This is a genomic window from Fischerella sp. PCC 9605 (assembly GCF_000517105.1).
Lineage (GTDB): Bacteria > Cyanobacteriota > Cyanobacteriia > Cyanobacteriales > Nostocaceae > PCC9605.
This window is the reverse complement of record NZ_KI912149.1, coordinates 1,393,876-1,407,646: the sequence shown is the minus strand read 5'-3', so window position 1 is coordinate 1,407,646 and position 13,771 is coordinate 1,393,876. Positions and strand designations below refer to the sequence as shown.

General features: G+C 43.7%; 8 protein-coding genes and 1 pseudogene. 4 read left to right on the top strand and 5 right to left on the bottom strand.

What is annotated here, in order from left to right; genetic code table 11:
• Positions 1 to 2: 2 nt before the first annotated feature.
• From FIS9605_RS0121115 to FIS9605_RS0121105, 3 genes are all read right to left on the bottom strand, one after another.
• Entirely contained in the window at positions 3 to 2,186 is a 2,184-nt protein-coding gene (locus FIS9605_RS0121115) for a GumC family protein (protein ID WP_026734368.1), read from the bottom strand.
• Positions 2,187 to 2,290: 104 nt separating this feature from the next.
• Complete coding sequence (locus FIS9605_RS0121110; RefSeq protein ID WP_026734367.1) at positions 2,291 to 3,481, bottom strand: glycosyltransferase family 4 protein; 1,191 nt, start codon at positions 3,479 to 3,481, stop codon at positions 2,291 to 2,293.
• A 69-nt stretch (positions 3,482 to 3,550) separates the two neighbouring features.
• On the bottom strand, positions 3,551 to 4,786 hold the full coding sequence (locus FIS9605_RS0121105) for a glycosyltransferase (RefSeq protein ID WP_026734366.1): 1,236 nt from the start codon (positions 4,784 to 4,786) through the stop codon (positions 3,551 to 3,553).
• Positions 4,787 to 5,706: 920 nt separating this feature from the next.
• Here FIS9605_RS0121105 and FIS9605_RS37700 point away from each other — a divergent pair.
• Positions 5,707 to 6,739, top strand: a pseudogene (locus FIS9605_RS37700) (IS4 family transposase); the annotation flags it as partial.
• A gap of 279 nt (positions 6,740 to 7,018) precedes the next feature.
• Here the strand turns inward: FIS9605_RS37700 and FIS9605_RS0121095 are convergent.
• Positions 7,019 to 9,625: a M1 family metallopeptidase gene (locus FIS9605_RS0121095; RefSeq protein WP_026734365.1), complete on the bottom strand. Its 2,607-nt coding sequence runs from the start codon at positions 9,623 to 9,625 to the stop codon at positions 7,019 to 7,021.
• A gap of 621 nt (positions 9,626 to 10,246) precedes the next feature.
• Here FIS9605_RS0121095 and mscL point away from each other — a divergent pair.
• From mscL to FIS9605_RS0121080, 3 genes are all read left to right on the top strand, one after another.
• Positions 10,247 to 10,708, top strand: coding sequence for a large conductance mechanosensitive channel protein MscL (gene mscL / locus FIS9605_RS0121090; RefSeq protein ID WP_026734364.1), 462 nt, complete (start codon positions 10,247 to 10,249; stop codon positions 10,706 to 10,708).
• A 259-nt stretch (positions 10,709 to 10,967) separates the two neighbouring features.
• Positions 10,968 to 11,888: a class I SAM-dependent methyltransferase gene (locus tag FIS9605_RS0121085; RefSeq protein WP_026734363.1), complete on the top strand. Its 921-nt coding sequence runs from the start codon at positions 10,968 to 10,970 to the stop codon at positions 11,886 to 11,888.
• Positions 11,881 to 12,849: a PrsW family intramembrane metalloprotease gene (locus FIS9605_RS0121080; protein WP_026734362.1), complete on the top strand. Its 969-nt coding sequence runs from the start codon at positions 11,881 to 11,883 to the stop codon at positions 12,847 to 12,849. The genes FIS9605_RS0121085 and FIS9605_RS0121080 overlap by 8 nt, the downstream gene beginning before the upstream one ends.
• An 89-nt stretch (positions 12,850 to 12,938) precedes the next feature.
• Here the strand turns inward: FIS9605_RS0121080 and FIS9605_RS0121075 are convergent, their stop codons facing one another.
• Positions 12,939 to 13,610 carry an A/G-specific adenine glycosylase gene (locus tag FIS9605_RS0121075; protein ID WP_035139987.1) on the bottom strand — a complete coding sequence of 224 codons (672 nt, stop codon included), beginning with the start codon at positions 13,608 to 13,610 and terminating at the stop codon, positions 12,939 to 12,941.
• Positions 13,611 to 13,771 lie beyond the last annotated feature (161 nt).

The following is a 13,771-nucleotide window of genomic DNA, read 5'->3' as shown; positions in this document are numbered from 1 at the left end:
CGTCATTTAGATCTCAAACGGTTGTTAGCAATTTTGGTGGAATTACCTTCGCTCAAACGTCTCCTAGACTGGGATGATAGGGGTTTATAACCGTTCACGGGATAGCGGTAATATTGTTCGGTCTGATCTGTCATTCCATTCACAACTACTCCCATGATTGGGATTTGATTATTTGTTAATTCTGATACTGCTCTTTGCAGAACCTCCTTGATCGTGATACTGGGACGTGTAACCAATACAATTCCGTCGCTTTGCCGACTCAATGTATGGGCATCAGCGCAAGCACTAAGAGGAGGAGTATCTACAATGACGTAATCATATTTGCCAGCTGCTTCTGCTAGCAGAGATTTCATCGCATCTGACTCTAGCAACTGCGAGGGACGTCCGTGCAATTCTCCACAAGTCAATACAGAGAGGTTAGGAATCTTAGTTCGTTGCACTGCTCTATCTAAGGATATTTCTTTGTCGATCGCATCTGTAATTCCTGGCTGAGGAGCTAAGTTAAACAGTGTGTGCAGCATGGGATGACGTAAATCTGCATCAATCAGCAGTGTCCTTCGAGATAACATGGCAGAAACAGCAGCCAGATGTGAAGCAACTACAGATTTACCCTCTCCGGAAATGGTGCTACTCACAACAATCAATTGCAACGATTCAGTACTGCGAAACTCGATATTTTTGAACAGCGTGCGGTAAGGTTCAATCAGACTAACATCATCCAAGAATCGGTCAGATGGTTCGAGAGCAATAGTCTTAGCTGGCAGACGTGGTAGGACTCCCAGCAATGGCAACTTCAGCAGTTCCTCTGCTTCGGAAGCATCCTTTAAAGTGTTATCCATTAGCTCCAGCAGCAGTATAATACCCGTAGCTAAAGCAGTTCCGAACAAGATAGCGATCGCCAGTACAGCTTTCTTGTGGGGTGAGGTGGGTTTAGTTGGTGTTTGTGCTGCTTCGATAATTTGAATGTTTCCAACCAATTGAGCTTCAGCGATTCGTGCTTCCTCCAGTTTGCTTTGCAGTAACTTCAAAGATTCCACAGCTTCTTCCCGTTGACGTGTAAGTGGAGTCAACTGTTGTTGTTTAATAGGTAGCTGTGCCAAGCGAGATTGGAGATCGGCATGATTAGCTTGCACAACTCTGAGCTTATTTTCAACTGCCCAACGCTCAACTTCATTAGTGATAAGTTGGGATGTTAAATCTTGACTGATTTGATCGCTGGCGACAGTATTAGAAGCGATGGCTTGATTTGCTGGCGACACGCGAGCCAGTTCATTTTGATATAAGGCACGCAGCCCATCTCGTTGCTCAAGCAGATTAATGACAGTGGGATGATTGTCTGTCAAGAGCAAACGAGCTTCAACTAGCTTCGTCTCCAACTCCCCCAACTTAGCACGCAACATCTTCAGTTCTTCGTTTTGACCGCCGCGCACAGCTGCGTAGGCTTTATTCAGACCTCTGGCCTCAGTCACTTGTCGCAGCGAAGCTTCCTTGGAACGCAACTCTTGGAGTTGAGCTAAAAGAGTATGCTCCTGTTCTTCCAAAGTGGCTAGGCTATCCACCAAGCTCTTGGTTTGCTCTTCAAAGGAGACTATACCGCTAGCCTGTCTGTATTTGTTTTCAATCCGTTCAGCCTGTTCTAGACGCTGGCGAGCTTCTGGTACCTTTGTTTGCAAAAACTTTCGTACGCTGGCAGCTTCTTGGCGAATGATTTGAGTATTATCCTCAACCATTGCCTGGGTAACGGCATTTACTAAATTGGTAGCAAGTACAGGGTCTTCGTTTTCATAGCTCACCTCTAGAATGTTGGTAGCTGGAACAATTTTCACTTTCAAATCTTGACGAAACTCTCCCGTTGTCAGCGCGGTTTCGGGTGAACTAGCCTGAGATTGAGAAACAACCTGAGCGATCGCTTTTTGGAGAACACGTTGTGACTTAATTAATTCTGCTTGGTCAGCCAGTGGGTTTGGGCCACCCGGCGTACCTGAACGTAGTTGGGTAAGATCACGACCCAATTCCGAAACGCTTACTCTTTTGTCGTCAAGTATCAGTCGCGCGGATGTTTCGTACTTGCGTGGAGCCATCTGGAGGTAGGCGATCGCTCCAGTAATAACAGCAGCAAACGTAGCCAGAGCAGGTATTGCACGTCGCTTCAACACTGCTGATACTGATGAAAAGCCTTTTTCCATTACATCTACCTTTATCTAATTAGTCATTAGTCAATGGTCATTGGTCATTAGTCATTAGTGATTAGATTTGTACAAATGACAAAGGACAAATGACGAATGACAAGTTATTCTTTACTAACAATCCCAGCAAGTTTGGTAGAACTAGGCTGTCGTATATCTGCTGGCTCAGGTAAATTCAAAAGACTTGTATATAGTTTCAACGTTTCAGAAGTAATGCGATCCCAGCTGTAATAAAGTTGCACGTGTTTTTGGGCATTCTGAGCCATAGCAGCCATTGCTGTTGGGTGATGAATTGCCCAATCTAGGGAACGAACACAAGAGTCGAGGTTTCCAGCCTCAAAAAGCATTCCCCTTCCCCGACTAATCAATTGCTGGTGGGGTGGAATATCACTTCCCAGTACTGGTATTCCTTCTTGCATTGCCTCTAACATCACCAAAGGAAGCCCCTCTAAATCAGAAGGCAGAACAAACAACCCCGCACCTCGAACAATCTCCCACAGACGAGGGCCCCGTAACTCTCCTGCAAATACGATGTCGCGGTTGCTGGCAATCTTTTCTAATAGCTTGGCTGTGAAGGATCTTGTATCGCTGACACCTCCAGCTATAACTAGTTTCCATCCCTTTGGTTTCAAAGTGCTGAAGGCTTCGACGAGTAAGTCAGGACGCTTTTCTGGAACCAATCTACCCAAAAACAAGATATAGCGTCCTGGCTCTAGACCTAACTGAGTTCCGTAGGTAAAATTTGGATCTGACTCACCATAGCAGGCTGGAGCGTTGGGAATGTAGATTGTTTCCCGACCATAGGTTTGTAAAAAGTAGGACTTGAGCGCATCCGATACCACAATGATTCCGTGGGCAAAACGTACTGCTGCCTTTTCACCCAGATGAATTAGCTGAGTAGAAAAACTGCCCCACTTAGCACGCTGCCAATCTAACCCCTGACAGGTGACGACAACCTTGGCAGGACTAGTAATTCTGGCTAAACCAGTAAACAGAGATGGGCCAAGAGCGTGGAAATGAGCAATATCGTATTTATTACCAGTTGTAGCGATCGCACCTAGTGCTGAGGTAATAAAAGCGTCCACACCTCTGAGTTCCAAACCAGGTAATGAGGTGATTCTTACCCCTTGAAAATCATAATGGTCAAGCCAAGAACTTTCGGTATAGGAACAGCGAGCATATAAATCTACGGTGTGACCCTGCGCGACCATGCGCGGATAGACTTCTGCACAGTAATGTTCAATACCACCCTGTTTTGGAGGTAGACCTTTTGCACCGATAACAGCAATTCTCATACTAATCAGTTATGCTCGTGCTAGAGTGTACAAGCTGAAATGCGTACAACAATTTGAATCTTGGGACAGCTACCAATAGGTTCTATGAATACTGTTCACATCCTTTTTGAGTCGCTGTTCCCAGCTTTGCCACATTTGCTGGTAGATTTCATTGACAACAGTGCGTGCGGCATAGGGTTGTACAGTCCGCACACAAGCGTCGGCGGGATAATTTTCTGGATGCTGCAATACTTGGCGTAAAGCATTGGCTATAGATGTTGGCGTTCTTTGTTCACAAACAACTCCACTGTCAGCAGCAAGCAGTTTTGGCGTTTCACCACATTTAGTTGTTACTACTGGAGTTCCACTGGCAAGTGCCTCTAGCGCTACCAGGGGTAGACCTTCGTATGCACTGCTGAGAATAAAGGCACTGCAAAGACGATGCAACTTTGCGAGTTCGGCTTGAGCAACAGGCCCAAGCATCGTCACCCGACTAGATAATCCCAACTGCTCAATTTCTCTACCTACTTCTGTGGCTAACTCCCCATCACCTGCTATCAGTAAGTGAACTTTTGGTTTGTTCAAAGCTGCAAAAGCGCGTACCAGCAGAATTGGATCTTTCTGTGGATGCAACCGACCTGCAAACAAGACAAAACGTGTTTCCCCATCCAAACACATTCGAGATGCCAGCTTCTGTCTGGAAGTTTCGCGCTCTTGTTGACTTACCGGATAAAAAATCTCGCTATCGTATGAATTTTTAATGTTAGAGATACGCCTTGCTATCTCTGGATAACGCTGTCGATATAATTCTGTGGAATTACTATTGCATGACAGAATTTGGCTAAACTGCCCAATCAAAAACTTTTCCAAAGCAAAATATGCTGCTGGAAATTTTCGCCACAGTATCGCATTTTGATCGCCCGCAGCTTGCATTTGCGTTTGAATATCATTGTGAACAAACAGAGTTTTCTCTCCCTGCCAGTTCAGGGTTGCTAAAGTTGGCTCCAAGCGATGAAAGTGCATGAAGTCTGAGGCATAGCAACGCCCAAGCAAAGCAACTGTGTACTTGAGTGTAGTAGGCACTGCACTCCTAACGTTATCATTCTGCAAAGTAAATAAAGGCAGGAAATAAATTGCCTTACCTGCGTATTCTGCTTTTTGCCATTTACCTGCGGGTTGGTTGGGATCGCATTCTGTTCCTACGAGCCGTACATCAAACTCGGTGGGAGCGTACTTGATAAAAATATTTATCAGTGTCTGAATTCCACCAATAGTCGTGTTCCAAGGATTGAACTGGTAAAAAATAGTCAGAACAGGCTTCTGCATAACAACCACCCTGCACAAGTTGTGTGCAATTACCGAGATGTTTTAATTACTGGAAAATATGCAAAAAGTCTAATCGTACCTCTCGGTAGTGTCATGCTTGTGTAAAAAAATCACTTTCATTTCGCATTCCTCAACAGAGTAGTACTGCTTGGATTGAACTGTTCAAAAATCATCAGAACAGGTTTACGTATATCCACAAATGCAGGCAACTTCAGGTACTAAAATCGAGAACAACTTTTTTCTCAATACTGAGAATACTTTTTACATTCAAAAAACCCAAAAACTTTGTGTTTTCTACATGAAAACTTCGTTACACCTATCAATTCTTAATATGTGTAACGTTCCCTCTTACACCACTAGACTAAGCTTCACGAAGAATTTATATGAATTCACGCAAAATTCATATAGCAAATTTAAGCCACATGATACGATACTAGCGTGGTTTGCTATTTTGATTCATCACATTTGATAAGAACAAGTCTAGAAAACTTCGTGAATAATTTTATAGACCTTAGGGTATAAAAATATTTGAAACAGTACATTTATGAGTTATTAGAGTGTTGTTAACTGTTTAAATTAGGTATTCTGAGACGAAACTAAAGACTCAGAATTAGTATTATTAAGTAATAATTAATACTTATAACTCGTTGTTGATAGCAACAGCTTATAGAATACCCGCTTGAATAGTTATACTGTCGCCTAGGCTGCTAATTGGTGATTGGTGATTGGTGATTGTTATTTTTCTTTCCCATTACCCGTTTCCTATTACCCATTACCCATCGATGTTTTATAAGTGATTTACCGGGTATGATATTAGAGGTAATCAATAGACAGCCATAAATAAACTAAAAACAGGGCGGGCATCCTGCCATTGGTGTCAAGTGAAGAAAAATAGAAACTTGTCAACTAGGTAAAACTCAATGGTTAAACTCAACACAATGGTGTTGAGAATAGCCATGACTAAGCCACGGAAGAAACAAGGAAATCCAGACTTTCGACATCGGGTAACTTCAAGAGCCCCAACAAGTGAGGAGATAGAATCACGGTTGATTGAGCTATTAAGTCCAGGAACATTTGCCAATCTCAAAGATGTTAAAGACAAAGACCGGAATTTGCGCGATCGCGTACTAACTCTACCCGTGATGGCAGTAATAGTACTGAGTTTAGTGTACCGAGAAATACATTATTTCACAGATGTGCTGCGCTACCTAGAAGTTGAAGGATTGTTGTGGGTTGAGGCAATTTCTGTGAGTCGGCAAGCCACAACTAATCGCCTGGAGAGCTTGCCCGCCCACCTATTGCTCAAGCTGTTTGAGCAAGTAATAGAGCGTCTAGCAGCCAAGAAAAACAGAAATGAAGTTGCACCAATGTGGGCATCGGTAGCTTCCAGGTTTGGTGCAGTGTGGATTGCGGATGCATCGACTTTAGAAGCAGTCAAAAAACATTTGGGACAACTTCAACAAAAAACAGGTGCAGTTTTAGGAGGGAAGATGCTGATGGTAGTGGAAGCATTTAGCCATCGCCCGGTTGCTGCATTTTTCGACGCTGATGCCAAACGTAACGAAACCAAATGGTGGCAAGAAATAACACAATTGTTGCCAGAGCGAAGATGCATTTTTACTGACAAAACGTTTGTTGGGTTTATCTTATCTGTGGGTTGGCGGTACTAATGGTGTGCAGATGCAAATATATGCTACATGGATTTTCTATGCTGTCCTCAATGATTTGTCTGCTGATGTCGCTGTAGCTTTGCAACAGCCCTTAGAACGTATTTCAGTAGAAATGGTTTTCCGCAGTTTATATTTTTTCCATCGCGCACGATCGCACAATTCACAACTACAACTTATTCCTTGGCTCGTAGAGCATCAGCGTTCTATGGGCTTGGTTAAAGCTGTTCGCCAACGACATCGACGTAACGCTGCAAGGTCGCTTGACATCTGGGCTGATGCCTTAACTTCACACCAATGGCATCCTGCCCGCCCCACAAGAGCTTTAATAATTTTGTGGAGTGGGTTTCTAGCCCGCCCGTTTAATTATGTTGACCTACTTAATAGCTTCTTGTAAGATGGCGATCGCAGCATATAAACTCCCAACAAACCAATGCAATGGTAGGAGTTTGAGATATCAACTTAAAACTAAATTTCATTTTGTATTTTTGTTAACAATACAACAAATTGACCAGACACGAAATTTCGCGTCTGGTCAAAATACAAAGCTTTTTGATTCAAGCTGCTACTTAGATTTTGCTTCCAAGTTTTCCAGGCGGCTTCTCAATTCTTGATTTTGTTGCTTGAGTTGGTCGAGTTCTTCACGCAATTGTTTAACAGCACTGTCTGTACCAATATTCTTTTGCACCTTAGCAATTTCTTCTTCAGCATAGCGACGCACGCGCCCATCTGCTGTTTGGTCAGCGAGTGATTGCAAAATGGCGATCGCTTTGGCAGTTTCCATATTTCCCAGTGCTGTCAGTACCGCTAGTTGAGTTAAAAAGAAAGTTTCCTTCGCCAGTTCTTTCAAACGCTCTAAAATTCGTTCTACATTGGTAGGAGTTTGACCAACTGAAACTTTGCCCAAAGCGCGAATTGCGGCCAAGCGCAAAGGTTGCGGTACACCCAGTTTGGTGTATTCCAAAATTAGATTTAAAGCTGCTTCCGAGGTTTTGAGTTCTGCTAAACCAGCGATCGCACCACTCCGTACCACCTCATTCCAACCTGCTTTTTCTTCCAAAACAGTTTTCAGCTGTTTCAAAACTTTTTCTTCTTTGGGTTTTTCCTCCAGATTGGCAGCAGCGATCGCACCAATAGTGTGAGCAGCTGTTGCTTCCACATAGTAACTGGCATCTCCATCTTCCACCAGTGCTTTCACAGCTTTATAACTAGAGTAAGTCTTGATTTTCGCCAGTGCTTGTGCCACAGCGCGGCGCACGTGCGGATTGGAATCTTTTAACCCCACTACCAAAGCATCAAAGGCTTGATCCAGCTTGATTTCTGCTAGTTGTTTGGCTACTTCCACGCGCACACCCCAAAAAGAATCATTTTGCAGTGATGCCGCCAGCGCCTTAAGTACCTCTAACCCTCCTTTTTTCGCCAAAGCTTCCGCTGCATAAATGCGGGAGGTGGGGTTGGGATCGCATTCTAACTGCGCTTTTAACTCTGGTATTGGATATTCTAACTCGACTGTTTTCAAGAAATTATTGCCAACATCAAAGCTAACAAACTGAGGTTTTTCTTCGAGTGGGAAGTAGAAGCTTTGTTCGCGTTCGTGAACCCGCACCTTGAAAATTTTTAACTCAGAAGATGCATCATTTTGCTTCTCTGCATGTTTGTACCCAAAACCAATCGGGATGCGCAGATCAAACAAATTGCTATTACTGCCATTTTGATCTGATTTGGCTTGAGTTTGAGTTACTGTTATCTTTGCCAAATTTGCGTCTCCATCCCAAGAGTAAGCCACTTTAAAATCAGGATGGCCGCCACGGTAAACGTATTGATCGAACAGAAACAAGAGATTGCGCCCAGTAGCCTTTTCGATTGCCCGCAACAAATCTATTGTTTCTACGGTTTTATGGGCGTTGTCCTGCACAAATGTTTTCATGGCTTTCCAAAACAGTTCTTCGCCCAATTCCGCCCGGATCATGTGATAAACACAAGACCCTTTTTCGTAGATGTGGCGGTCATAAAGTTCGATCGCTTCCCGGTAAACGTGCGTCACCATCGGACGGCGGTAGCGACTGCTATCTTCCGCTTGATAACTGCGGGCTTCTAGCAAGCGATAGTAGGCTGCCTCATCTGTACCGTATTCGTGTTCTGTCCACATCACTTCCGAGTAGGAAGCCATTCCTTCCTTAACCCAAGCATGAGACCAGTGCTTAATCACGATTAAGTCACCGAACCACTGGTGCGCTAGTTCGTGAACAACCAAACTTTCCGTGTTGCGATTATCTAATGCAGCCTTCTCATCCAGCAAACATCGATCGGTTAACAGCGTGGCTGAGGTGTTTTCCATGCCACCAAAGATAAAGTCATCTACACAAACTTGCGCGTATTTGGGGTAGGCATAAGGATAACCATACTTTTCGCTTAAAAACTCCATCATTTGCGGAGTTTTACCCATACTGCGTTTGGCGTCTGCTTCCCGTCCTTTTTCCACGTAGTAGGTGACGGGTTTGCCGTTCCACTCATCTCGAATTTCGGCAAAGTCACCTACCGCCAGCGTCATCAAATAGGTAGGATGTACTTGCTGCTGCGACCAGTGGTAGATTTTGCTATCGCCGTCTGCTTCTGTGGCAATGAGTTCGCCGTTGGAGATCGCCAGAAAAGGTTTGGGAACACGAACGCGAATTTCAGAAGTAGACAATTGTCCTGGGTAATCAAAACAGGGAAACCAAAAGCGCGAGTCTTCATCTTCTCCCTGTGTCCAGACTTGGGTGGGTTTATGGGGATAGTGTTTGTCTGGTTGAATAAAGTAAATACCGCGTTGAGGTTTTTCTAGCGAGTAGGCGATCGCGATCGCAATTCGCCGATCGATGAGTGTCGGAGAATCGAGTTGAATTGACAGTTTTTGCCCGTCGTAATCAAACTTCTGCGGTACTTCATCCACCTGCACAGATTCAATGTTCAGGTTCACAGCATCCAATGTCAAACGGTCAATGCCGTTACGGATAGGCAACAAAGTAATGTTGCACTGGCCCTGAATACTTTGGTTGTGAATATTCAGATTGAGGTCAAGAAAAATATGCTCAACCTGTCCAGGGCGATCGGGATTGTAGTGTGGTCTTGCCCCTGGTAGCTCAAAAGATTTATAGCGGTTATTTTCTGTATCAAAATAAGAGTTGGACATGGATGCCTACTTACCTTGTAATCCTGATAACTCTAAATAGATTTAGTAAAGAAAAAAGAAAACTGCATGAACAAAAGAAAAATTGCTACGTTGCATGTATTTCCTAAATTCACCCCAGATGCGCCCACTTTGTTGTCATGCAATCAAGAGTGTTTTAAGTTCTACGTGTTATTGAGTAAAAATACTCCAACACATTCATATAGCTTAGGATAGCCTGCTGTTATTGTTAATATTAATTTTTTTTCGATGAAGAACAGGCCTACTCTCAGATTTTATCTTCATATCTAGTAACTTTGGGAACTCTTTACGATTCAAGTATTTTTATTTACTAACTTTTGGTAGCAAATTCTACTAAGCTAACAGATAAAGAGGAGTAAAGCTCAATACCTCCGCATAAATCTTGTACATGTCTTAAAGGATAAATTCATAAAAAAGTAATAATAAAATAAAAATGCCTGAAAATAAATCAATGTTTTTAAACCCTGATATTAGCGCCGCCTGTAATGACAGTGGAAGGTATAATTTACGTATATTTTGAAACTTTGTTTCTTAATAACTTCAACACTGGCGCGATCGTCATAAAATACTCTTTATCGTCGAACGAGAAAATACTTAGATATCATGGCTGTAGGACGTAACGGTAGAAGAGTAAGTGGATTCGTACGAGATTTTCAGGAATTTGCTCTTAAGGGCAATGTGATGGATCTGGCTATTGGGGTGGTGATCGGTGCAGCTTTCGGTAAAATCGTCACCTCCATGACTGAAGACATTATTATGCCAGCCATTAGTCTCCCCTTTGGAAATGTCCAAAAAGCTAGTTGGCGTCAAATCACCATTCCTCCTGGTGCAGAGGGCGGTATTAAGATAGGCAGTTTTTTGGGTACAGTCATTGATTTTCTGATTATTGCGTTGGTTCTGTACTTAGTGATTCGGGCGATCGCTAGATTCAAACGCAAAGAAGAAATGGCTCCTCCTGCACCCACCGAAAAAGAATGTCCATATTGTCTCGAAAAAGTTCCTATCGCTGCTACTCGTTGTCGTGCTTGCACTTCCGAATTAGCACCCACAGTTGAAAGACTGTAAAAAGTGACATTTAATACATCTAATTTTTGTATCAAATTCAAAATTCATCCGCATCTGTTTTCAAATCATCAACTTAATCGTTCCTGAAGCTAGAGTTCTCAAATGTTAAACAATCTAAGGGCGTGGAATGTCCCGCCCTTAAAAATATATAAAAAATTCTCCTGAATTGAAAAAGTGGCTTCACTCGGGAATTATGATGCAGATAAACAGGCTTTTTCCTGATTGCAACACAAAGCAGATTATTTGAGCAACTTTACTGATGAATACGGCTGTAAATAATACTCCGGGATTATCTTCGCGCTTGATTAATGGGGTACTGGCAATCAAGCCACTATATAACCTGGCTCAGCACCAAGCCCGTGAAATGATGATTAAACGGGCTGAAAAAATAGGAGTGCCTTGGAGAAACCAAGTACAGGCACTGCGATCGCATAATTGGGAAAGCGAACTAGCGAAAGTACAAAATTCGCAACTAAACTACCCAGAGTACTACGTCACTTCATTCCACGCCTACGAAAAAGGCAATCTCAGCTGGGATGCAGCCCTAGAAGTAGAAGTTGCTGCTTATGCCGTCCATGCTAATATTTGGCCTAGTGCGGGAGCGCAAGGTGATGCTAAGCTGCGTCAAAGTTACCACGATATCCTCAAACAGCAAATTTCCAAGCAACCTCAAGAGATCCTCGACTTAGGATGTAGTGTGGGTATGAGTACCTTTGCTCTGCAAGAACTTTATCCCCAGGCCAAAATCACGGGCGTAGATTTATCTCCCTACTTCTTAGCTGTTGCCCAGTATCGCTCCCAACAGCATCACCACAGCATCAATTGGGTTCACGCTGCTGCCGAGGCAACTGGATTACCAGATGCTTCCTTTGATTTAGTCTCAATTTTCTTGGTGTGTCACGAATTGCCCCAGTCTCCCACCCAGCAGATTTTTGCAGAAGCGCGGCGTTTACTGCGTCCAGGTGGGCATTTGGCAATTATGGACATGAACCCCAAAGCTGAAGCTTACAAGAAAATGCCTCCTTACGTTTTGACACTGCTCAAAAGCACCGAACCCTATTTAGATGAATACTTCAGCTTGGATATTGAACAAGCATTAGTAAAGGGGGGTTTTCAAACACCCAGCATCACTAGCAATAGTCCTCGTCACCGTACCGTTATTGCTCAGGTGAGTGACTGATTTCTCTTTACTGCTGTGGGCGGCGATACCTCCCCTGCTGCTTCTGATTTACTACTACGGGCGCGTTTTTACTGCTCCATCCCTGCTGCGGCTGCTGTTATTTTTTGCGATCGGGGCAATATCTGGTTTTGTCGCCCTCAGCCTACAATTCGTTGTCGAAACCCAAATCAACTCTTGGGCAAGCTGGCGGGCAATCAGACGCACACTCACAGGTGTTGTCCTGCGCCAACTGCTGGAGGTAGGCCCCATCGAAGAAGGTTGTAAATTAGTAGCAGTTGTAGTTCCTATTTGGTACTTTCAACGTAGGTATCGATTACGCCCCAGCACCATTTTCCTCTTCACCATAGCCGTTGCCCTTGGGTTTACTGCCCAAGAAAACTGGATTTATCTTTTCAACGACACGGCATCAATTTTTGAGCGGGCGATTGGCACACCAGTCCACGCCATGTTCTCTGCACCTTGGGGATATGCCCTAGGATTGTCTGTTGGATTAAACATTAACTTACGTCAATCCACCCCAAGTATTCCCAAAGCTTGGCTCAATTCTGTCATTTGCCATACTCTTGTAAATGTTTTATCTAGCGCTTGGCGTTATCCAGAACCATTACCTTTGCTCAGTTATGGTTTATTTCCATTTTTGTTGTGGATGTTCTGGCGACTAGAACAATTACTGCGGAAAATACAGAGAAAATCGGTGATTAACCTGATTAGTGGCCATATACCCCAGCACCGTTTTTGGCAGCGAGGTTTGGTACTGTTTGCTCTTATGCTGGGTGGTAATGCGATTTTTGGACTATTTTTATTGATAAGAAGTCTGAGTATTTTCAGCCCCTCACAACTTTTTTACCCTCATACTTTGTGGTTTATACTTAGCCGTTTCCTACTCAATCTGATGTTCGGACTAGTGGCATGGAAAATTTATGACTACTTGCGACAAAGAGGACGTAGCCGCTATTTTTAGCAAGCTGTTTCACGTTTAATTTGCACGATCTGGGCGGGTAAGATGCCAACTCCACAAGAAATTGAAAAAATTTCAATACCAATTTAAATTCAAAAAACTCTGCGTTCCTCTGCGTTAGCTAAATAATTACACTGCTGTCGCAATGGACACTCAAAACAGCGCGGGTTTCTAGCTGTGCAAACTGTCGCTCCGAAGTCAAAAAGCGTCAAATTCCAAGCTCCTACTTGTGTCTTAGGGGCTGCTTGCTCCGAGGCTTCCCAAAGCAAGCGAGAACGAGACTTTACCCGACCACCCTCTAATCCAAAAAACCGCTCCAAAATCCGAGCAACATTGGTATCAATTACAGCTTTGTGCTGTCCAAAGGCATTGGCACAGACCGACCGTGCTATGTATTTACCCACACCTGGCAATTTGAGCAGATCCGCTTCATTTTGAGGGATTTTCCCACCGTATTGTTCCATAATCAGTTGTGCTGAATGATGCAGTCTTTCGGCTCGAAAGGAAAGGCCCAAGGGCCGTAATAAGTCGGCTACCTGTTCAACTGGTGCTGTTGCTAAGGCGCTGGCAGTGGGAAATTTCTCCATAAACACCTGGTACAGAGGAACAACTAAAGGCGCATTAGTCTTTTGCAGCAGAAACTCAGCCACCAAGATGGCATAGGGATCTTTCGTGCTACGCCAAGGAAACTGCCTGCGGTGCAGCTTTGCCCAAGCTAGCAACTGGCGGCGAAACCATTTGAGTTTGGCTTCATCAAGTTCCATGAGAGATGGGTTTATAAAATAGAGCGATCGCAGTTTCGCCTAAGTTGGGATCTAGCTGAGATGGCTGTTAAAAAGTACCACTTCGTTGGAAAGTTTGAGCTTTCTTAAGTGAGTTGAGTGTTACTACTCCCCTTGACTTTGCCTTTTGTTATACCCCTGTC

Bases quoted from the DNA above. Each gene is read 5' to 3' on its own strand.
- FIS9605_RS0121095 (WP_026734365.1), bottom strand. From the start codon at position 9,625: ATGTCCAACTCTTATTTTGATACAGAAAATAACCGCTATAAATCTTTT.
- mscL (WP_026734364.1), top strand. From the start codon at position 10,247: ATGGCTGTAGGACGTAACGGTAGAAGAGTAAGTGGATTCGTACGAGAT.
- FIS9605_RS0121085 (WP_026734363.1), top strand. From the start codon at position 10,968: ATGAATACGGCTGTAAATAATACTCCGGGATTATCTTCGCGCTTGATT.
- FIS9605_RS0121110 (WP_026734367.1), bottom strand. From the start codon at position 3,481: ATGAGAATTGCTGTTATCGGTGCAAAAGGTCTACCTCCAAAACAGGGT.
- FIS9605_RS0121115 (WP_026734368.1), bottom strand. From the start codon at position 2,186: ATGGAAAAAGGCTTTTCATCAGTATCAGCAGTGTTGAAGCGACGTGCA.
- FIS9605_RS0121105 (WP_026734366.1), bottom strand. From the start codon at position 4,786: ATGCAGAAGCCTGTTCTGACTATTTTTTACCAGTTCAATCCTTGGAAC.
- FIS9605_RS0121075 (WP_035139987.1), bottom strand. From the start codon at position 13,610: ATGGAACTTGATGAAGCCAAACTCAAATGGTTTCGCCGCCAGTTGCTA.